The sequence below is a fragment of the Bacteroides cellulosilyticus genome (assembly GCF_020091405.1).
GTDB lineage: Bacteria > Bacteroidota > Bacteroidia > Bacteroidales > Bacteroidaceae > Bacteroides.
In genome coordinates this window covers 4,516,872-4,537,409 of sequence record NZ_CP081903.1, presented here as the reverse complement: position 1 = coordinate 4,537,409, position 20,538 = coordinate 4,516,872, and the positions used below count along the sequence as shown (strand labels likewise).

The window sequence follows — 20,538 nt, the reverse complement described above, 5'->3', positions numbered from 1 at the left end:
ATAGAGCAATTGGGTCTGTTGCAAATATACATTTTTATGCTTTACAAACAATAGACAGAATATAAAAACTACGTTTACCAATAAATTTGCATTTCAATAATAGACGTATTAATTTACTTATTTATTGCTATATTATAGGAAAATCTCCAATTTGAAAAAAGAGCACTCACTACACGAAGAAAACTTGCTGCACATCTACATTAAATCCCTGATAGTTTCCGGTTGCGATAAGAGAAGTCAATTTAAATGAGACCCTAATGATTTCATATAAAGAAAACTTCATGTTGGATTATTCATGTGAGAATTATAAGAATGAAGAAGCATTATATATCGAAAAATGAAACTCTATTTTTTCTTTGAAAGAGGATGTATTACGTTTTATATTCACTGTGTAATGACATCTAATTATTTTGTTGAGAAGTGTTCTTTTACAAAGAATTTCGAAAAGGATAATACATCATCAAAATCGTAGAACATATTATAAGTTACGGCTACTAAATAATCTGCTTCCACAAAAACAAGACACATAACAGGAGCCTCTGATATAATATCAATAATCGCATAGTCCTGTTTTTTTAATTCTTCTATTTTTGAGGTTATGGGGGCATGGCTCTTTATATTAGATAGAATATTGATTTCTATAGAGTAATATTGTATATTTTTCTTTGATTTATTTGGGACTTTAATGAGATAATGCTTACAACAATATCCGATCTTAGCCAACTCTGTCTGTTCGTTCACATTATTACAAAAAGCGTTTAAAATAGGAGAGATTATGTATTTATGAGACGAGACAAATAAAGCAGTATCTTTGGAATTAGTATCCTCATAGACAATATTATTATTATCCCAACAATAATTGAGATTTTCAAGTACCTTATATGAAAACTTATCAGATATACTATCGCTACAGATTGCAGCAGCATGAAGATATGCACACATACAAAATATAGTACATAGTATATATTTTATGTTACACATAAATCTTATCTCCTTTTTATACTAACTTCTTTATAAAAATTTGCTTTAATATTGGGTGGAGTAGCATATTCAATTTCTATATAAAGTTTTTTATAAAAAACTAATTCAGAAATTGCACTATCCGCATCAACTTGAGTTGACCCCGATAATTCTTTTACTTGATCTTTAAACTCACTAAAACTTCCTATTATTTCAACGCACCCTGCTGCTCCCCATCCAATATGAGTAAGATCTTCAGGACCAGCGTGAATGTAAAAAGTTCCTTTTAGAACTATTGCACCATTATGTTGAGAATATGTATTATGTACTTCATAGGCTTTTTTATATTCTGGCGCAGGCTGCCTATTAAGCTTATGCAAGCCACTATTAACCCATCCAATTGTTTTATAAGAACTAAAATTTGGTGGGTTATAATACGGCATGAAGCGTAATGCTTTCCATGTATATTTTACACTTTGACCTTTATCATCAGTACCTTTGATATAGACATAATATACAGGGACTCCATAGAGCTCTATTTTGCTATTCTTATCCATATCACTGCATGGATAAGATTTTGCATAATAGGTATCCCCAGTTTTTGTACCAGAAATAATAATATCCACATCTCGGAGTTTCATATAAGTAAAGATTTCAATAATAAGACATATAATTTCAGCAACACATGACCCTGATAAATGATTTACAGATGGGCATAGTTATGCCCATCTGTAAATTTAAAATTATTCAATACTATTCTTGATGATATTCGCTTTCCCAAATAGCATCCTCCGGATTATCGCCTTTATGACCGGCAAGCTGTATCACGAAGCTTTTTGCCGGGAAATACGGTGTGATGTGGATGTCAAGAAGCACACGGTCTTTCTGATTCGGGTCTTGTTCAATCTTCATAACCTTGAAGCGTTCGATGAGTTTGTTCGGTCCCATTACACTATCGAGGAATTTCACAACCTGACCACGCAAATCTGCTTCCGTGCGAGTAGTCCAATTTTCAAATGCCCGACGGTTCAGGAAGTCAATCAGTACCTTCGTTATATAGTCGAATACACGAACTACGGAGTAGGTCTGCAAGCCAAGATTATCTCCATTAAATAATGTCTTGGCGGAGAAAGCCATAACCTTGCTGTACTCGTTCACCATCGGCACAAGACCCATACGTTCAAGCTCGGAAATCTCGCTCTTGCGAAGGTCGAAGCGTACACTTTCTACTTCATTAAGTCCACCAAATTTCTTTCCGGCTACTACCTGAGACATTAAGGTGTTGTATATTTTTCCGGCAAGTGAAGAAGATGGCGGAATATAAAGATTTTCTTCTTCTCCAACGCTTTCCTCTCTTTGACGACCAAGCAACCAGTTACAGGTCATAATAGTATTCGATTTGAACACATCTCCACTCGTATGATTGGCATTGAAGAATATATCTACTACATCGTCCGGAGTTTCAAGGTCTTGGAAGTCTGTAACAAGAAAAACCTTGTTCTCGTATGCCATTTTAGACCACTTATCCAAAATGGCATTTGAGCCTATATACCCAGGAACGACAAGCAAGGAGTAGTTGCGACGCAGGTCAAGACGGTCAAAATTCTGTTTGAGTTCGTTGCTAATGTGGTCAGCGAAAATGGTATTGTCCAAATCCTGAAGCTGCTCCATGGTCGCATTGACAATGGTGACATTCTTCACCTTATCACTTTCCGTGTTCTTGTAAAAGAACGCAATAGTGCGATATGCGCTTTCAAGTTCCCGTGTCCTGGCAAGAGCATTCTTCAAGTTATGATTAAGAAGGTTCTCGGCGTTTTCTGCGGTTTCTTTGGCCTTGTCCCGCATTTGTTCGGCAGTGTCATTCTCACGTAAGAGTTTGAGCCATACGCTTAAGCGATTAACCAAGGCCTTACGTTCATTTTCCCACTGTTCATCCGTGAGGAAGATGTTGCGACGGGCCTTTCGTGCCGGATTAAGATTGGAATACCCATCTATGATATTTTCAAGAAAAGCGAAGCCACCAAATTCTTTGAGTTTGTCTATTGCCGATGCAGATGACTTTTGCGCCTGTTGTGATACGACTTTCTGTGAGGTTGTCGTACTGGCTGTCTGTTGTTGAGTTTCCTGCTTCATCTTAGTAAAAGATTAAAGTTCTACTTTCTTTTGATTTGCCAGAATCTCCTCGATTGATGATTCAATCACGTCCATAATGGCATTTTTGACTTCCGGATTTTCAAGTGCTTTCTGTAAAGCGCGGTTGGAAGTAAGCTGGCGAGTTATTCTGACACCCTGCTCTTTCTCAATGTCAAGTTTACTCAAGAAATCACTCTTCTCTTTAATCTTCTTGGCTCCGAAGTCTCCAAGTCCGGTGAATGTCATGATTTCCTTGATTTCATTACCTTCCGCATCCACGTGGCATAAGTCAACTGTTGGTTCAAAACGTTGGAACACATCTTCAATGGTTTCCAAACCATACACGCTTTCCGGAGCCGCAGGAGCTTCATCTGTCAGTTTTTGAACTATCAAAGTTCGGTTGGAGGGGATTTCCGCGATGGATTCGTTCGCATCGACTTTTACTTCGTTGCCTCCAATTCCATAATTGTAGATTGCCATAGAATTTACTTTTTAATATCATACTTTTTTTATAGCTCTCTTTTGGTTTTGTGACCGTGCGCAATATATGAATTATTTCTGAAACCGTCAAATTTTTAGGAGCATTTTATTGGCATCTAACAAGGAAAAGAGTATATTTGCGAAATAGAATAAAATAAAAGAATAGTATGACTTACCTGAAAATGCCATTACAATTGCAATCGGCTGTTGCCAAGAAATTGCAAAGGTGTTCCTATCAGGAATCGATAGCCCAACACATCATGCTACTGATTCTTTCTCACCATGGGGAAGTTATCGGCCGAGAAGACTTTGGTTCCATGATATGGGACCTTGAGTTCAACCAACTTGTGAAAATCAGCGATTGGGAGGAAGGAGTAAAAAACTCCTTAATAAAAACGATAGAGAAATATGAAAAGAGACTACGGAATGTAGATGTGAACGTCACCCTTTTGGAAATAGAAGAAGAAAATATAGATAAAGTATCTCATATCCGAAGAAAGGCACAAATAACGGTGACCGGAATAATGGATAGAACCAACGAGAAATTCAGTTTTAACACCTCATTATATATAAGCCCTTTATCACAATAATCGAACTATGTCAGACAAGAAACAAATCGCAATAAAGGAACGAATATTAAAGCAGGCTATGGAGTTTTGGGGTGTATCCGATATACGCGATATGGACCCCGTGATAGATTTGCTGCTTGAAGTTTTTGCCCATGAGTCCAACAAGCTGCATCAAGAAATAGATCAGTCCGATTCACGGATACTTCACCGCCTGTCCAGAATACTCATAGGAAACAAATGGTCGCTGCCAAAGCCGGCCCATGCGCTTATGACTATTACCCCCAATCATGGGGAATGTTGCGAACTTGATGCCGAAGATCACTTTTATGCAGAGAAAAACATATTTGGCAAAGGGGATATTCAAGTCTTTATAACCCCTTTGTTTTCCTATAAACTGGTTGATGCAAAAGTCAAAGCAATCGCATACAACGATAGTATAAGGCATTCAACCGATAGCTTTAGCACTCCAACACGCTTCCTTGGCCCTAAAAACCGGATAGCGGATTATTGCGTCTGGGTCGGGCTGGATGTGTCTAAAGAAGTCCTGCAAAAAATGGACTCTGTAATGTTTTGTATCAAGCCTTCCGATATGGGGTTGCTTCCGTTTATGAATATGGCTTTCTTCTATGACTGCACAGGAAACCGATTGAATGCAAAAACAGGCCTTCATGTTGAAGATCCATATAGTAATGCGCACTACTTTGATGAAATCCGCGATTTTTATAGTGACCTATATTTTAATGTGGGTATAAAAGATGCTTCCAAAGAGAAACATACCTACCGAGAAATGTTTCCCGGTTATGTGGCCGACTGCGAGGTCCCGGATGACTCTGAGAATCTCTTTTGGGTCAAGATAGTCTTTCCTGAAATATTCACGAAAGAAAGTCTTGAAAATCTGGAAGTATATTTGAACACATTTCCGGTTGTAAACAGACAAATCGTTTACAAACAGCATAATTTCCGTTCCACCGGACGAATTATACCCCTGAAATGTCCGGGCCGTACACAATTCTTGAACATACGCTCGTTTCAAGACAACAAAGGCCGGGAATATGTAAACCGACTGAACCAGTATGAGGAAAATCCGACAGGTATATTCAGCCTGTATTTTGGCGACCTTGAACGATTTGATTCGGACAGTGCCCGCTCATTAATTTCAAAAGTGTTACAATTAATGAAAGAAGACGGGAGTGCTTTTGCTTCAATGAATCCGGATGCACTTTCGACGCAGCTCAAAGAGTTGTTCAACAAGATAAATGATATAGAGAAAGGATTGGAGGCCACGCTAAAAGGAGATAACAAAATAAAGGCCTTTGTTTTAAGTGTCCCACAAAAGGATGCGACCAATGCCGAGATAAAATATTGGGTGACTTCCGGATCTCTGGCGAACGGTTTCAATGAACGCACACTGATACAGCAATTCAACATAGAAAAATATGACGCTTCAGGCATCATGTTGCGCACTTGTATGCAAGGAGGAACAACGCATGATAGCGAACAGGAACTTATTAATAGTTTAAGGTATGGTCTGTTGTCCCGGGAACGGATTATATCTAAAGAAGACATCAAAAGCTACTTGTTTCACAAGCTGGGAAAACATGTTGAATCAGTCGAAGTCGGTAATGGCGTAGCTATATCTCCTGACAGCAAAAAAGGATTAATCAGAGTGACAGAGGTCAAGATAAAACTTGGACAATTTGATAAAGATGAAATTCCCAATCTGGAAGAATTGGCCCATTATCTTGAAAAAGATTTGACTGAACGCTCTGTATGTAATTCAAACTATAAAATCAAATTCGTATGAATGATAGCAATTATAGTCCAAGTTTGGTGTCTGCCCTTAAGATAGCAAGAGGAATGGCACTTCAAGACAAGCATAACACGTTCGGCGTGTCACATCTTGTCATGGCCATGTTTGCAGAAAACACGGGTCTAAAAGAAATTTTATCCTCGATGCAGAAGGATGTCGGCTACATAATGGAATGGTTTGACACCCACCGCGAAATGTATAGGTCCAGTGGCACTTCCACAGAAGAAGTGGAGCCTGACGAAGAAGTGTCAAAAGTCTTGGATGAGTCCGAACGGTCTAAAATTAAATTAGGAGCGGATTCCATAGACTCCATCTGTGTGTTTACCGCCATATTGCGTGAAGGTGTCGTATATTCGCATCAGCAGATAGAGATACTGGATGTTTCGGAAGATGACATATTGTCCCACTACAATGCCCTTACCCCGTTGCATTCTTATCAAGGAGAGGAAATGCAGATAACAGCAAGCGTTCCTTATGCCGACAACCTAAAAAAGCAAGAAACCATCAATGCCGGTGGCTTTGTCGTCGGTAGGGAAAAAGAGGTCCGTACTATTTTAGAATGCCTCGAACGCTCAGAGAACAAGGGCATACTGATTGTCGGTGAATCCGGTATCGGGAAGAGTTCCATCATCAACGCCTTTGTCAAAGATATCTGTGAGAATGAAGACGAGATGTTAAAGCAAATATCTATTGTCGGACTCAATACGGCAAAACTGCTCGCATCAACCTCGTCTGAAACGGAGATAGCACAAAAAGTTGTCAATCTGATGCACAAGCTCAACCAATTGGAACAAGCTGTGCTGGTGATTGATGATTTACAGGTCCTTTTGGAGAACAGCGTATCAGGCAAAGCATCCACACTCATCAACATATTAAGTGCACAAATCAGCGAGGGAGCCGCAAATCTTGTTCTCACACTCACGAACGATTCTTACCGGAAGAACATCGAAAAGCATCCGATAGAAGGGCGTCTTGATATCATAAAGATTGAAGAACTGGATACGGCTACACTTGAAAGTGCCATACAATTACATAAAAAAAGGATTGAAAACTATTACGAGCTGAGAATTTCAGATGCGTGTATTAAAGATTCAATCGCACTCTCCAAACGATATTTTAAGGAACGCAGCCTGCCATCTGCCGCCATCGACCTGCTTGACAGAACCGCTGCTGCCGTCCGGCTATGCAATAAGAATGCACGAGCCAGTGTTTCTGATTTGGAAGCGGATTTTGAGGAAATAAAGAGTCTCGACGAAAAAATATCTGAAGGGCCGCTTTACTTACTATACCGTTCTGTATTCAGCAAAATCAGTGTCGTATTGACCACCAAACTGTCAGACAACTATGTATGGGATAAAGAAGATGACATCGCGATAAAAGCAGGACGTTTGTCGGGCATCATCAAAGAATTAAAGGCACTATCCGACCAGTCTATTGAAGAGATACGCTCTTCGGAAATAGAGGCGATTGTAGCGGAGTGCACCAATATACCTATCGGAAAAATACAAGCCCGCGAGAAGGACCGACTTTTGAGCATCGAGAGCAAATTGCAAGAACGGGTCAAAGGACAGAACCGGGCTATTACGACTTTATCAGATGCCATTATAGAATCACGCAGCGGACTGAGTGACCCCAAGAAGCCTATAGGTTCATTCTTCTTCCTTGGCCCTACCGGAACGGGAAAAACAGAACTCACAAAATCACTGGCCGAGTTACTGTTTGATGACGAATCAGCCATGATCAGATTTGACATGTCCGAGTTCAAGGAAGAACATTCGGCTGCATTGCTGTATGGTGCACCTCCGGGATATGTAGGATATGAGGAAGGTGGTTTACTGGTCACTCAAATCAGACAGAAACCTTATTCGGTAGTGTTATTCGATGAGATTGAGAAAGCCCATAGCAGCGTTTATGATGTTTTCCTGCAAATGATGGATGAAGGCAAAATACATGATAAACTGGGCCGGGAAGGAGATTTTTCAAATTCCATAATCATTTTCACATCCAATATCGGAAGCCAGTGGATTGTGGAACAAATACAATCCGGACATACTCCTGATTCCGGAAAGCTCATCGAGGTTATGGCACAGTATTTCCGACCTGAATTTTTGGGACGTCTCACCGAGGTGGTTCCGTTTGCGCCAATAGATGAAAATGTCGCCAAACAGATATTCAACCTCCATTTTGGAAGATTGCAAGAACAACTGATGAAACAGAAAAACATCCAGTTGAATTTGTCGGATGAAGCATTGCAACATCTGGCAAACAAAGGGTATTCTCCCAAATACGGCGCACGTCCGATAGCAGGAGTCATAAGAACTTATATCAAGAAGTCCGTATCTCGTCTGATTGTCTCTGAGCAAATCAAGTCGGGTGACAACATCGTCATAAACTATCGAAACGGTGAACTGATATGGGAACAATGTTAGCGCAAAAGAAACCCTTGGAAAGCATCCAACGAAGTCAGGCAATAAATTTTGTCGCAGAAATCTTTTATGATGAACTTCAATTTATTCTTGACCGGCGGCTGTTGGACCATACTATGGTTAATTGCCATGGTATGAACAGTCGTGTGAAATCCAGAGATGTATTAAGTGTTTCGGTACAGCATATCGCGGCGACAAATGCCGACAAAGAATATATATTGCTGAATCTGGCAAGAAACAGCATCTATCATCAATTGCCGGAATTACTATTTCATCCATTGGTGCTTAGCACACCGGGCATGAGCAACAAGGAGATAGTTGAAGCCATCCGAGCCAATGAAAAACAGGATAAAGAGCTTATACAATTCTTTGCACCCTTTGATACAGAGTTTTTCAAAGAAAAGGTCCGTATCAATAACCGCCATCTGAATTTCTTTTCAGACCCGGACTCCAAGAAGAACTTCATCAAGATGATTGAAGTAATGGAAAATGTCGAACTATCCATTACTTCCCATCAGAAATATAAGCTGTTCCTATTCCTCTGCAATGCAGAACGGTATAAAGAGAACCTGCCTGCTATCGAGCAACTGCTTCTTATCGTTTTGGGATTGAAGGTGAAACTGCGACTGGAAGTCCATGAGATTGATGAAACGGTTTACCTTTCCGTCGGTTCCGGATGTGTCGGACAGACATTAGGCCTTAATGGTCTAATGATAAGCGAAACCGATGATTTGACGGCGGCAATCATCCTTGATACTCCGACAGATGACTATGAGGAGGTAAAAACGCATCTATCCAATGTCCGCCGGATACTTGAATTTTTCATCCTTTCAACAAGAAATATCGAAGTTGATTATCTGGTACGTGGAGAAACGGATTTTATACTCGGAGAAAACCGATTAGGATATAATATGAACTTATGAAAAATCTAATAATATGAAGATATTGCTATATTTCTTTGCACGTTATTTATTGGCTCCATTATTTGTAGCCGTGATGATATTTGTCTTGACCGGAATAAAAACGATCAAGAGCAAACTTAGCCTGAAGAAATTAATCATATTCATTCTTCTGGCTTCCATTGCCGTTGCTTTACCCAGCCTGTTCGGTTTCCTAAAAAACGAATACGTCTGGGGAGGCTTGACATTCACGATATTGTCCTATATCCTCCTTGGAGCATTGTTCTGCAAACTGTCAACCTCCGATTTGTTCGGAGCAATCGGTATTGGCAGTTCCCGAACAGCGGTCATTCTCACTCTAACCACAATATGCGCTTTAGGCGGATGGTGCTACTATCTACTGTTTGAACTGATAAGCAAGCTACCTTATTCGCTATGGAACACAACAAATATCCTGTGGTTTGCAATCCCATATCTGATTATGTACAGCAGAACCCTGTTCCTGGACATCCCGCACCCGATATATACCCCATGGGAATTGAGCTATGGTACCTTTGACCGGAAATATTGGGACAACATAGACAACTTCGGCTTCCGAACGGTCAAAGTCAAAATCAAACGGAATATAAAAGACCCGACATACGCTTCGTTAGTTGTCCGCCTGCCCAATGAAATATCTCTTGGGAATTGGTTCAATTGGGTTATCGAAGACCAAAACAGGCGTTTCCCCCAAAACAAGATTGAAACAGAGAAGGAAGATATGCAAATCGGATGGATGTTCTATACCTCAAAATGGTTTAACTTCCCGTTGTTCATAAGAATACTTGACCCCACTCTGACGAGTGAGGGCAATAAGATTAAGAATAATCAAACGATATATATCCGACGTGTACAAGTAGAAACAAAAACATCATAATATATGAAAACACTAACATATTTGCCTGTAAACTGGGTCAATGGTCTGAAGCTGACCAGCCAGCATTTCTTTGCAAACCAATATTGCCAAACGGAAGCTCTCAACCGCGAAGCAGGAAGGAGTCTGACCAGTTATAACTATGGTCTTGGAGAGGTCCTTGAAGGGATAGGTGACAATCTTGAAATAGAGATTTCAGGTGATACCATGTCCACTCTCTGTGTCCGCCTGAAAAGCTGCAACGCTATCACCAAAGGCGGTCTGCCCATCGTTTATTACGACGGTTTATACGGGGATGAGAAACCCTGTGCAACCATTTCAGAATCCGGTCTGCAAGCCGAGGACAGCGAGTATATAGTACTAATATCCGTAGATCCGTATCACTTGATACCTGTCGGTGAACCGGACCCGGAAGAGGTGCCTTTGCATCACCCGTATGTCTTGCCGAGCATAAAACTCCATATCGTTCCCAGAAACCAAGTCAACAAATCTTTCTACAGCCAGAATTTTTTGCTGGTGGCAGAGGTATGCAGACAAGGGAATACCTATAAAATCAATCATCAATATATTCCACCGGTACAACATTCCGCTTGCCACGATGGGATTAAAACATTCATTTCCCAATTGGCACGTACCCTACAGTCGATAAAAGAAGACGTGAAACTCATTTACAGCAGGAATGTTGCTGACAAGCGTAGAGATACGCTTGCCAATAATACATTTGAGCTGTGTAAGGCTTTCTCGGCCTTTTACAACTCAAGAATCTTCTTTATCGAACAAATCGCCTTAGAGCAACCGCCGATATATCTTGTGCAGGCCGTGAATGAGCTTGCAAACGGTCTGAACTCCGCTCTTCAAAGTCTTTCTGAAACGGAAAGAGAACAATTGCTCCAATATTTCTATGAGTGGACCAATGTCACACCCTCTGAATTTATCACGAAGATAGAGAGCCTAACCAAGCTTATGTATGATCATACCAATATAAACCAATCATTGCAGACGGCAGGGGCATTTGTGACACTGCTCAGCAATATGTTCCACAAAATGAGTGAACTGGAATACATCGGAATGGTTCGTGAGAATATTATAGTAGGAGACGAAAGTCACGAAACAATAGAGGCTCAAAAGAAACGATCATGGTCATTTATAGGTTGAGCGATTAAATCATAGCAAGTATGGAAGCAGAAAACAAAAAAGCTCGTTTGAAAGCGAAGCTCCGATTTACTTTGGTATTCGCTATCGCACTGATTGTTACCACAACCGGAGGTATCGTAACGATTGTGACTGCACAAAAGGGAATATCCCTTCTTGAAAGCAAGAAGGCCGAATATGACAATGTGTTCAAGAAACAGGCAGAACTTAACTTCCAGATAGAAGAATTGTTCCGAGACTTGAACAATCTGAAGACCAAGCGGCGAAATTCGAGTGAACACAAGCACATGCAAAAATTGATAACCAAAAAACGGTTATTAATGGAAAATGACATTGCGATGCAGGCCGATAAAAGCAAGTACGAAGTGTATAAAGCTATGCTTGAACAGATCCGTGTCATCCAATCATCAATGGATGACCTTGACCGCGAAAGCAAAAAGCGTGAAAGCAACATGGAGCAACTTGAAAAGTGTAGAATCAAATATCAGGAATTAACCAAGAATAAACTGACGAAGCCATGACAAAAGACGAAATGCTATGGGGAAACATCCGTTTCCTCCTGCTGCTGATTTTCTCAGTAGCCGCAATTTATATCATACTTTGCCGGTATATACTCAACGTACCGACAGAGGACAGTTCGGAGTTGATAAACGAAATCAACCATTCCGAACGCATTTTTGAAATCCAGCATACACATATGCAGCAAGCGCAGAACATCTGGAATGAGATTGACTCTCTGGACTTCAACATTCATCAAGTACAAAAGATGGACGAGGTGAAGGATGGGATTTACCAATTGCAGCATATATACAAGGAAAACAATATGAATACGAAATTCCTTTTCGGCGTGTTGTCCTCCAGAATGCTTAAATGCCAATTCGACATAAAAGAGGAATTGAACAGTCTGGTACATAACAATGCACTGATTGAACGGGATTTGGAAGAATGTAAAGCCAATTTATAAAACATTCGCGATGGATAATAAGAAAACTATAACAATCATCATATTGGGACTGGTTGCCATGGCAGGTATCCTTTTGTTTTTGTTCCTGCCTTCGAAGTCGCACCTTGCCAATATTGACTTTTATGTGTATGACACCAATGATAATTTTCATTATGAGGTCAATGAGCGGTTGGAGCTATTAGTCAACGATACGGCAGCGATTAAAGGCAAGCGGCTCATATGGGAAATGGGAAACGGTGATACACTGATGAGAAATACGGATGTGTCATACACTTACCGTAAGGCCGGCAAATATCTTATTACTTTGAAAATAGACGGAAAACACTCCGTAAACAAGTATATCAAAGTTATCTCAGGGCTGGAGCATGAGGCCATTGATTCCATACCCCGTATAAATGGAGTGTCAGAGGGTTATCAAGGCGAAGAACTGGTCTTTTCGGCAGAAGGCTATGGTATGGACACATGGCTATGGGAATTTGGAGAAAGCGGTACTGTGGACGCATACGAGCAGCAAGTCGTGTATTCGTATGATATTCCGGGAGAATACACCATCTCATTACAAACCAATACGACGAAATATCCGGTGAAGCACCGTATAACCATTCTCCCACGCTTTGAAAAAGCAGAGGAACTGGTCACGGTGGATTCGTTGGTACTGGTACAGAATGATATAAAAAAACACTTGCAAGCCATAGCTGACGCCAAAGTCTCACAAAAGTCGGTCTATTACGAACATACGAATTATATCCGTAACAAATATTTTTGCATTGATGCAGACCAGGTAGTGGTCGTCATCAATGATGAAAAATACAATGACTTCAACGGCTATTGCCAAGGACTGCATTTTCTTGAAAGCAACAGGAAAAAGCGTGTGAGTATTGATGATGTGAAAATTGACGATTTGAATTGCGTCAAGTCCATCCATGTGACACAAAGTTATATTGAAAAATGAAACAACTGAATCTCATACGAAATCTGTTTTCTGTGGCCGTGATGATTACTCTTGCGTGCAACGTATCTGCCCAAGTGTCCATCCGCGACAGAATACAAATAATGGATAGGGATATATTCAATTATCCGGAATTAACAGAAACTCCTGTCAAAACAAAGAAAAGCAAGACAAACAGAATTGTCTATTCGGACAGGACTGGAAATCAAAGTTATGAAGACCCGTATTTCCAGCGTAAGCGGTCTTCACACGGGATTGGCACACCCTATTACATAGTAGGTGAAAAGAACGGAACCTACAAGCTCGTTCAGGCTGACCCAGACATTACAGGCAAGCCCAAGTCGATAATAGGTTTCCTGTATAACAGCAAGAGACACTTTAAGGAACCCCGTAAAGTCAATTATGCCGGATGGATACCATCGGAAAATGTACTGATGTACGACCATGCCCGTATCAATCCCCGCAATAACCAGCCGATAAGGTACCGTATAGGCATAAACAGCATTAACAAGCTGTTCGATATCCATCAATTCTTCAATGGAGATACCCTGAAAATATACGGAGAGCCGTTTTTGAAAACAACAACGGATGCGGTAGTTGTCAGCGGAGAGGTTGTTTACCTATACAAGTTAGACAAGAGCGGCAAATCCGCATTGATTTCCAATGTTCCCGCATTATCAGACAGTACCAAACGCTTTTTAGGGTGGGTTCCCGCTGACCTTCTTGCAGAAGTCGGCCAAAATGAGGTGTATCATATTGATTATTCACGATACCGTGATTCTTTGTTGTGTGCTGTCAACCTAATGTATCCCGATACGTTGGCATTACATAATGCGAATATTCAGGGTACGATGTTGTTCAACCTGGATGGAAACCCGGCAGGGCCTATAACGAATGGGAATATCCGGCTGAACTATCCTCTGTCCGTCTGGGACAAGAACTGGAATAAGATCATCAATATCAAAGGCGGAGACATCATGGTTTCCGATGTCCGAAAGATGGAAGCGGAAAACAAAAACGTGAACATACATGTACTGTTCAATGATGCCGACCTGCCTTATCTATCCCCATATATCAATGTGCTACAGAACCTAAAGCTGAAAATGAAGCCCGAATATGACTACACTTTCTCGGCAACTTGCATATCCTCCAACGGAGAAAACAGACATTTGGCCCCAACCAAGGACTTTTCAGCCTGGCTCGACTATATCAAACAATCCATTTCTTCCAAGCGGAAAAACGAGCAAGAGGAACAATCATCGTTTTACGGTTTTGGCGGGGCTATCAAACAAATCTCCCGTTATGATAACGAAAGCCGTTTCAGCAACAATGTATTTGTCATTTTAGGGTCAAAGCAAACTTTATCCTTGCACGAGCAACAACTCTCGTGGCTGGCAACCCAACCGGCAAGGCTTCTGTTTGCCCAGATAGACAGAGCGTCAGGCACTTCTTATCAGGACTTCCTATTGCAGGCCAAATCCATTCTGGACAGCCATTCTACGAAATACATAGACCATATATCCAATTATATCGCAGACAGCAGACTGGTAAAGACGGAGCTGTTCAAGAACATAGAAGCTACGGATGCCAACTTATACCTGTACGATGCTCCATACAACAGCCTTACGGTAGGAGGAATCTTATTCCCTAAAGGTAGAAACAGGCTGGAAAGCAACGCTTTGGAAACAGCCTTGGATTCCGTGTTATGGCAATCTTTCGAGACGGACAGCCTACTGTTGCACTCACTTAAAGATTATGAGCGAAATATAGGTGTCCTAAGAAGCCGTCCCACATCCGAACTGACGCATATATTCCATCATACGGAAAATCCTGACAGTATGAGCCTTGACGATATAGATAGAAACAGCGTGAATGACACCTACTATATAAAGACCTCCGTAGCGGACAGTATAATGGACGGGTACGAATATGGATATCTACTCGATGACAAGGAAGTGATGGAACTGCTGCAAAGCTACAGGGGACTGCTCCCGGAGTTCTCAGATAACATAGGGAAAAAGGAGCTAAGAGTGCTTCGCAAGCAATTTAACCGGCAAAAGAAAAGCATAAACAGAAGTTTCTATCGAAAAGTATTGCCCAGAAATCCATATTTGGCTCAAATCTTCTATTGTAAGACGGGAGTCATGGCCAATGACAGCCTTTTAAATTCAACAAAGGTGAAGAAACTAAAGAAAAGAAAGGTTGAACTGACGGACTTTAATAGTGGCTATACAGCCCTGATTTCAAAGATGAAGAGACTGGAAGACATGTATCAACGCAACCTTTTCAGACCTGTATTCATCGCCGGCAAGAAATATTATTTTATTCCGAAACAATTAATACTGTAAATAAAATGGAACCAACAAGAGAACAACTACAGGCAGAGATTCTTGAAATCCTATATCAGAAGTGCCTCCAGAAGCCAATATGGGTATCTTGTGCAGAAATATTCTGGAGCATCAGCAACCTCAAGGTATCAGAACGGAGTGTCAAGGACGTTCTTGACTGGCTGGTAAAAAACGACCTTGTAATTTATCAAGCGGATAAATACCAGATTGCCAAGCGCGAATTTATGGATATATCAAGACGTAAGGCTCTTGAGAAAAAAGAGACCGAAGAAAATGCCGAAGTCCGGACTGTAGAGTATGGAACATCCATTCCGCCTCACACGATGAACCATCATCCATGGCTTGAACGAGAGTACCAACAACCTGTCGCGAAATCATCAAACACAATGTTTGCCATCATAGCATTAATAGCCTTTCTGATCAGTGGCACACTTGTTGGCATACTCCTGTTCAACAGCTTCGCAACGGAACGGCGCAATAATGCAGAACTGACATACCTTCCGGACAGCATACAGGTTCCCTCGTTACAGGTAAGCACGCCCGGATATATCCGTGACGCATATACGACCAACCGCAACTTCAAGAACATCCAAAATTCGCTGGAGACACAGCAACGGATTAATGCTGAACTTATGGATATCTGCAAGGCACAACAATCCCAGATTAATATACTGACAACTTGCTCCAAACAACAAGCGGCGGACATCGAACATTTGGAAAAGGAACGGAAGATCTACACATGGATGATTGCTCTTGCACTCCTGGTATTAAGTTCATTGCTCATCTGCCGATACGGACGTAAGAATTAGGACATACGCAAACATTCAGACTGCATAGTCAATCTGCTAACGGTATCTGCCACTTTCATGCGGTGGATACCGTTTTTCTGCATTCCGGCAGCAGTTTTCTTTCTGACGGTTTCGTCCATTCCTGATGAAACTTCTTCTACAAGTGTTATTGTACAATACCGGGAATCAATTTAATAGCGACACATCATCAACGGGGCGTGTTTCTAATCATATAGGACAGTGGCTTTATACACGAACATTAGTTTAAAACGTGTTAAAATGAAAATAACAGCAAAAAAACGCGCTAAAAAATTTGGAAAAATGAATATAAGCACTTATATTTGCTCACATCAAAGATGATGTTTTATTTTCTTCTCTTTTTCCCACAATAAAACTGAGTCATCCGGAGGCTGAGAGGAAATTTCAAAAAATCGTTTTTGAGGTTTTCTCTTTTTTGCATCTATACCGGTTAGGGCGCAAGGACGGAGAAACCGAAGTAAAATAATTAAGTTTAACCCATTAAATCCAAGTATTATGGCATTTAGAGCATCATTGGAACTTAACAACAAGGAATTTGACGTCCTTTATTCAAACTATGAGTTTAGTCGTAACACAGACCCTAAAGGTATGCCCTCTTCAAGCGTATTGGGTGGTAGAGTAAAAGCAACCATCGAATCAACAGAAGACACTTCTGTCATCGAAGCGATGTTGAACAGTCCTTTCAAACCTGTAGAAGGAAAGATTATCTACAAAAAAACGGAGGAAGATGCCAAGATGAAGGAGATCCAGTTCAAGAACGCATACATCGTTCACTACTCGGAAACTCTGGACGCGAATAACGATGTGCCTATGACAATCACCATTACGTTCTCCGCTGAAGAAATCATCGTCGGCAGCGCAGCTCTTGACAACCGTTGGCCGAAGAAATAAATCGGCGTACATAGGTAAATCCTAAATCAAAACATTTGTCAGGCCGTCCGACGGACTTCCGCCGGGCGGCTTTGGCAATTTGGATATAAACCGTCAAATATAATGCCGCCATGCTGGAACAAAAAAAAGTCACATTGGAAATAGCCGGCATACCCATGCCGTCGTTTGTGCAGTTGATGCTCAAACAGAGCATCAATGAGCATCACTACTTTGAGATAACGCTGGATATCCAAGCCATAGAAGCCTATGGTGTGGAAATCCCGGAGGCGTCAAAAGACTGGGTTGGGAAAAAAGTAATCATGGACTTCGGCGGCACTATTTTTGTCGGCGTGGCCACCATGGTGGGACTTCATCGTTCCGGTGGAACACACGGAAATATAAAAGTGACGGGATATTCGTCAACATTCCTATTGGAGTCAGACCACACTTGTGCCTCATGGTGCAACAAATCCTTGTCTGACATCGTTAAGGAACTTACAGACAAGGCGGGAGTGCAAGCTCTTGTCAATCCGGAAACGAAATCGAAGCTGGAATACGAATGCCAGTACGAGGAAACCAACTTCAGATTCATACAACGGCTTGCCCGCCAATATCAGGAATGGCTCTACTACGACGGACAGAACCTTGTATTCGGAAAGCCACAGGCCGGCTCGACGACCAAGCTGACATACGGCGAGGAACTATCCGTGCTCGATGTCTGCTCGCAGGCACTTGCCCGACCAATAAAGGGAAGTTCTTACCATTCGGTGAACGACCAGACCTATAACGGTCAATCCCCCGATACCGCAGCCGGACAAAACACATTGGGACAAGCGGCCTTTGACTCGTCATTGGCTTTGTTTACCGCTCCCGCTGTCCAACGGGCGGAACCGCGCATAACCAATAAGGGTGAACTTGACGCCTATTTCCAACGCAAGCAGCAAAGCGACAGCGCCGCATCCAGTTTCATCACCGGAGAAAGCGATTGCCGCATCCTCACGGTGGGCAGTATCATAGATGTTCATACCGCTATCCATACAGGAATAGGTATCCACGTAAAAAATAGCATCGGCACCTATATCATTACGGAAATAACCCACGTAGCCGGTATGGGTGACAGTTACCAGAACTATTTCACCGCACTTCCGTCTTCTATTCCCACCCTTCCATGCCCGGATGTACCTCTGCCTGTTGCTCATACACAGCAGGCCGTGGTTGTCAGCAACCAGGACCCGAAAAAGTTAGGCCGCGTCCAAGTCAAGATGAACTGGCAGACCGGCCCGATGCAAACCTCGTGGATACGGGTGCTCACTCCTGACGCAGGTACAAGCGACAAAGTGACCACAAACAGAGGATTTGTATTCATACCCGAAAAGGGAGACCAAGTCATGGTGGCATTCAGATATGATGACCCGAACCGTCCGTTTGTACTTGGCAGCTTATTCCATGGAAAGTCAGGCACCGGTGGCGGCAGTTCAAACAAAACAAAAAGCCTGACCACCCGCAGCGGTTGTACCATAACGCTTGATGATGAAAAAGGAAGTGTTACCATTGCAGATCCGACCGGAAGCACAATCATCTTGAACGGTGACAATACCATCACCATTGATGCAAAGGACAAAATAACCATCCATTCCAAAGAATTGGAGATACTTGCTGATGAAAAGATAAGAATTGAAGCCGATTCAGAGGTTGAGGTACTTGGTAAGACATCCACTTTTGAAGGTAAGTCCGAGGCAAAAATAAAAAGTGATACGTCCATTAAGGAAGAGGCAGCTACGATAGATATAAAAGCATCTGCAACACTGAAAGCAACGGGAGCAACCGTTGATGTGGATGGTTCTGCGATGACAAATATAAAAGGCGGTTTACTTAATTTTAATCCATGATAAACAACGAACATAATCCGATAGCCATAAGAATCAGCAACGTACAGGACTTATGGATTGAAAATCGGGAGAAATTTCCCGATGCAAAGATTTATTGTCTCGTTTGCGAACCAACCGATTATCAAATTGTAGAAGGATTCATACGGCTTGAAGCCTCCGAACATGGCTGCACATCGGATATAATCGTCGGTTTCAAGGCCGACTATGATGATAAAACAGACTTTTATAAGTTCTTGATAAAAACATGGATAGATTCGTTTTCCATGGATGTAGAGAAAAATCCCGATTGGGATTGGGCGGATTTTTCTTCATTCAAGTCAGAATTGACGTCTGTCAGTTCTCTAAGTGCAGATAAACTACGAGACTTGTATATTCGTCTTGTTACAAGTTTCAAAACATTTGTCGGAAACGACAATCTACTCGGCATAACTCTCTTCATATCCCGCATTGGCGATGTGGAAGCTCTGAATGAAGTAATAAAGGACATTGCCGAACGACTGCCCGCAGGGGTTGCGCTTATTCTAATTGACTATAAAAAGCGAGAGGTCTATGATATCCTGCTGTCTGAAATGAAAGGCAGGATATGTCTAATAGACATCCCAAATCAGAATATGACTGGCGCATACAAAGAAATTGCGACCCAAGGTAATCCACAAGATCCGAACGTAAAATATCGGAAATGCCTGTTTGAACTTGGAGAAGCAGCATCGAAAGGAAACAAGGATGAAGCAAAGAAGCTGGGACATGAACTGATAAGGCTAAGCCGTGAAATTGGCGGAACGGCATTTATGGCTTCGTCCTACCTTATGTTTGGGGGATTCATGGTAAAGTTTCATCGCGAAGCCGGATTCTGCCATGATTTGTTTGACAAAGGGATAGCTTTGGTCCTTCCCAAATACCATGATGAACAGGATTGCGCACAAATCCTGTTACAACTCTATAATTACAAAGGAACTGTACACAGTTACAATAAAGATATAACAGAAGCCATCAAACAATTTATGACAGCCGTCAAAATAGCCAAGGAGGTCAATATGAAAACCGAGGTTGTAAATGAATACAACTATGCACTACTTATGGCATTGAAAAAAGACAGGCTTACATACGAACCGATCTTAAATGAGGCATTTGAGTATGGATACTCATTTTCTGACGAAGACTTAAAGATTATCAATCTCTCATTTATTGCCTCTACCTATCTTGACAAAACATACAGCCTTGATTCGTCAAAAAGAGACGAAATCTCAAAACGTATGTCTGACTTATATGGCGAGGACTGGCAGCTTTCCACAAAGGAACTGGCAGCCAAACTCGATGCGGAATACTCACTGAGAAACCAAAAATAGTCT

Annotated in this window: 19 protein-coding genes; 14 read left to right on the top strand and 5 right to left on the bottom strand. The window is 41.5% G+C overall.

Annotated elements, in window-relative coordinates; translation table 11 throughout:
• Positions 1 to 405: 405 nt before the first annotated feature.
• The 4 genes from K6V21_RS16915 to K6V21_RS16900 all read right to left on the bottom strand — a co-directional run bounded on the left by K6V21_RS16915 (position 406) and on the right by K6V21_RS16900 (position 3,573).
• On the bottom strand, positions 406 to 981 hold the full coding sequence (locus tag K6V21_RS16915; RefSeq protein ID WP_011203022.1) for a hypothetical protein: 576 nt from the start codon (positions 979 to 981) through the stop codon (positions 406 to 408).
• A gap of 5 nt (positions 982 to 986) precedes the next feature.
• Positions 987 to 1,601 carry a hypothetical protein gene (locus K6V21_RS16910; RefSeq protein WP_004310153.1) on the bottom strand — a complete coding sequence of 205 codons (615 nt, stop codon included), beginning with the start codon at positions 1,599 to 1,601 and terminating at the stop codon, positions 987 to 989.
• A 112-nt stretch (positions 1,602 to 1,713) separates the two neighbouring features.
• Positions 1,714 to 3,093, bottom strand: a complete 1,380-nt coding sequence (locus K6V21_RS16905) for a DUF5458 family protein (protein ID WP_004310152.1) — start codon at positions 3,091 to 3,093, stop codon at positions 1,714 to 1,716.
• Between the two features lie 12 nt (positions 3,094 to 3,105).
• Positions 3,106 to 3,573, bottom strand: a complete 468-nt coding sequence (locus tag K6V21_RS16900) for a hypothetical protein (protein ID WP_004310151.1) — start codon at positions 3,571 to 3,573, stop codon at positions 3,106 to 3,108.
• A gap of 167 nt (positions 3,574 to 3,740) precedes the next feature.
• On the opposite strand from K6V21_RS16900, the gene K6V21_RS16895 reads away from it, so the two are divergent.
• The 11 genes from K6V21_RS16895 to K6V21_RS16845 are packed head-to-tail and all read left to right on the top strand — an operon-like array spanning position 3,741 to position 16,412.
• Positions 3,741 to 4,163: a GPW/gp25 family protein gene (locus K6V21_RS16895; RefSeq protein WP_004310150.1), complete on the top strand. Its 423-nt coding sequence runs from the start codon at positions 3,741 to 3,743 to the stop codon at positions 4,161 to 4,163.
• A gap of 7 nt (positions 4,164 to 4,170) precedes the next feature.
• Positions 4,171 to 5,946, top strand: coding sequence for a type VI secretion system baseplate subunit TssF (locus K6V21_RS16890; RefSeq protein WP_004322083.1), 1,776 nt, complete (start codon positions 4,171 to 4,173; stop codon positions 5,944 to 5,946).
• Entirely contained in the window at positions 5,943 to 8,381 is a 2,439-nt protein-coding gene (locus K6V21_RS16885) for an AAA family ATPase (RefSeq protein ID WP_011203024.1), read from the top strand. Before K6V21_RS16890 ends, K6V21_RS16885 begins: the two co-directional genes overlap by 4 nt.
• Positions 8,366 to 9,301: a hypothetical protein gene (locus tag K6V21_RS16880; protein WP_224319326.1), complete on the top strand. Its 936-nt coding sequence runs from the start codon at positions 8,366 to 8,368 to the stop codon at positions 9,299 to 9,301. The genes K6V21_RS16885 and K6V21_RS16880 overlap by 16 nt, the downstream gene beginning before the upstream one ends.
• Positions 9,302 to 9,314: 13 nt before the next feature.
• The gene (locus tag K6V21_RS16875; protein WP_004322089.1) at positions 9,315 to 10,193 is read left to right on the top strand and encodes a TssN family type VI secretion system protein; all 879 of its coding nucleotides are present in this window, start codon (positions 9,315 to 9,317) and stop codon (positions 10,191 to 10,193) included.
• A 3-nt stretch (positions 10,194 to 10,196) separates the two neighbouring features.
• Positions 10,197 to 11,345, top strand: coding sequence for a hypothetical protein (locus tag K6V21_RS16870; protein WP_224319325.1), 1,149 nt, complete (start codon positions 10,197 to 10,199; stop codon positions 11,343 to 11,345).
• A gap of 20 nt (positions 11,346 to 11,365) precedes the next feature.
• Positions 11,366 to 11,863 (top strand): type VI secretion system TssO, encoded by a 498-nt coding sequence (locus tag K6V21_RS16865; RefSeq protein ID WP_004310144.1) that lies wholly within the window; start codon positions 11,366 to 11,368, stop codon positions 11,861 to 11,863.
• Positions 11,860 to 12,306, top strand: a complete 447-nt coding sequence (gene tssO / locus K6V21_RS16860) for a type VI secretion system TssO (RefSeq protein ID WP_004310143.1) — start codon at positions 11,860 to 11,862, stop codon at positions 12,304 to 12,306. The genes K6V21_RS16865 and tssO overlap by 4 nt, the downstream gene beginning before the upstream one ends.
• A gap of 10 nt (positions 12,307 to 12,316) precedes the next feature.
• Complete coding sequence (locus tag K6V21_RS16855) at positions 12,317 to 13,258, top strand: PKD domain-containing protein (protein ID WP_004310142.1); 942 nt, start codon at positions 12,317 to 12,319, stop codon at positions 13,256 to 13,258.
• On the top strand, positions 13,255 to 15,603 hold the full coding sequence (gene tssR / locus K6V21_RS16850; protein ID WP_224319324.1) for a type VI secretion system protein TssR domain-containing protein: 2,349 nt from the start codon (positions 13,255 to 13,257) through the stop codon (positions 15,601 to 15,603). Before K6V21_RS16855 ends, tssR begins: the two co-directional genes overlap by 4 nt.
• 5 nt (positions 15,604 to 15,608) lie before the next feature.
• Positions 15,609 to 16,412, top strand: a complete 804-nt coding sequence (locus tag K6V21_RS16845; protein ID WP_004322098.1) for a DUF5457 domain-containing protein — start codon at positions 15,609 to 15,611, stop codon at positions 16,410 to 16,412.
• Here the strand turns inward: K6V21_RS16845 and K6V21_RS26690 are convergent.
• Positions 16,409 to 16,531 carry a hypothetical protein gene (locus K6V21_RS26690; RefSeq protein ID WP_258770937.1) on the bottom strand — a complete coding sequence of 41 codons (123 nt, stop codon included), beginning with the start codon at positions 16,529 to 16,531 and terminating at the stop codon, positions 16,409 to 16,411. The two genes, K6V21_RS16845 and K6V21_RS26690, sit on opposite strands and share 4 nt — an antisense overlap.
• 394 nt (positions 16,532 to 16,925) lie before the next feature.
• Between K6V21_RS26690 and tssD the strand changes: the two genes are divergently transcribed.
• From tssD to K6V21_RS16830, 3 genes are all read left to right on the top strand, one after another.
• Complete coding sequence (tssD, locus tag K6V21_RS16840; protein WP_004310139.1) at positions 16,926 to 17,321, top strand: type VI secretion system tube protein TssD; 396 nt, start codon at positions 16,926 to 16,928, stop codon at positions 17,319 to 17,321.
• 110 nt (positions 17,322 to 17,431) lie between these two features.
• Positions 17,432 to 19,189 (top strand): type VI secretion system Vgr family protein, encoded by a 1,758-nt coding sequence (locus tag K6V21_RS16835; protein WP_224319323.1) that lies wholly within the window; start codon positions 17,432 to 17,434, stop codon positions 19,187 to 19,189.
• The gene (locus K6V21_RS16830) at positions 19,186 to 20,535 is read left to right on the top strand and encodes a hypothetical protein (RefSeq protein ID WP_224319322.1); all 1,350 of its coding nucleotides are present in this window, start codon (positions 19,186 to 19,188) and stop codon (positions 20,533 to 20,535) included. Before K6V21_RS16835 ends, K6V21_RS16830 begins: the two co-directional genes overlap by 4 nt.
• The last annotated feature ends 3 nt before the right edge of the window (positions 20,536 to 20,538 follow it).

What these genes read in the sequence shown, in the direction of transcription:
- K6V21_RS26690 (WP_258770937.1), bottom strand. Translation starts at nt 16,531, where the DNA reads ATGGACGAAACCGTCAGAAAGAAAACTGCTGCCGGAATGCAGAAAAAC.
- K6V21_RS16900 (WP_004310151.1), bottom strand. Translation starts at nt 3,573, where the DNA reads ATGGCAATCTACAATTATGGAATTGGAGGCAACGAAGTAAAAGTCGAT.
- K6V21_RS16845 (WP_004322098.1), top strand. Translation starts at nt 15,609, where the DNA reads ATGGAACCAACAAGAGAACAACTACAGGCAGAGATTCTTGAAATCCTA.
- K6V21_RS16865 (WP_004310144.1), top strand. Translation starts at nt 11,366, where the DNA reads ATGGAAGCAGAAAACAAAAAAGCTCGTTTGAAAGCGAAGCTCCGATTT.
- K6V21_RS16905 (WP_004310152.1), bottom strand. Translation starts at nt 3,093, where the DNA reads ATGAAGCAGGAAACTCAACAACAGACAGCCAGTACGACAACCTCACAG.
- K6V21_RS16830 (WP_224319322.1), top strand. Translation starts at nt 19,186, where the DNA reads ATGATAAACAACGAACATAATCCGATAGCCATAAGAATCAGCAACGTA.
- tssO (WP_004310143.1), top strand. Translation starts at nt 11,860, where the DNA reads ATGACAAAAGACGAAATGCTATGGGGAAACATCCGTTTCCTCCTGCTG.
- K6V21_RS16890 (WP_004322083.1), top strand. Translation starts at nt 4,171, where the DNA reads ATGTCAGACAAGAAACAAATCGCAATAAAGGAACGAATATTAAAGCAG.
- K6V21_RS16875 (WP_004322089.1), top strand. Translation starts at nt 9,315, where the DNA reads ATGAAGATATTGCTATATTTCTTTGCACGTTATTTATTGGCTCCATTA.
- K6V21_RS16885 (WP_011203024.1), top strand. Translation starts at nt 5,943, where the DNA reads ATGAATGATAGCAATTATAGTCCAAGTTTGGTGTCTGCCCTTAAGATA.
- K6V21_RS16895 (WP_004310150.1), top strand. Translation starts at nt 3,741, where the DNA reads ATGACTTACCTGAAAATGCCATTACAATTGCAATCGGCTGTTGCCAAG.
- K6V21_RS16870 (WP_224319325.1), top strand. Translation starts at nt 10,197, where the DNA reads ATGAAAACACTAACATATTTGCCTGTAAACTGGGTCAATGGTCTGAAG.
- K6V21_RS16855 (WP_004310142.1), top strand. Translation starts at nt 12,317, where the DNA reads ATGGATAATAAGAAAACTATAACAATCATCATATTGGGACTGGTTGCC.
- K6V21_RS16910 (WP_004310153.1), bottom strand. Translation starts at nt 1,601, where the DNA reads ATGAAACTCCGAGATGTGGATATTATTATTTCTGGTACAAAAACTGGG.
- K6V21_RS16915 (WP_011203022.1), bottom strand. Translation starts at nt 981, where the DNA reads ATGTGTAACATAAAATATATACTATGTACTATATTTTGTATGTGTGCA.
- K6V21_RS16835 (WP_224319323.1), top strand. Translation starts at nt 17,432, where the DNA reads ATGCTGGAACAAAAAAAAGTCACATTGGAAATAGCCGGCATACCCATG.
- tssR (WP_224319324.1), top strand. Translation starts at nt 13,255, where the DNA reads ATGAAACAACTGAATCTCATACGAAATCTGTTTTCTGTGGCCGTGATG.
- tssD (WP_004310139.1), top strand. Translation starts at nt 16,926, where the DNA reads ATGGCATTTAGAGCATCATTGGAACTTAACAACAAGGAATTTGACGTC.
- K6V21_RS16880 (WP_224319326.1), top strand. Translation starts at nt 8,366, where the DNA reads ATGGGAACAATGTTAGCGCAAAAGAAACCCTTGGAAAGCATCCAACGA.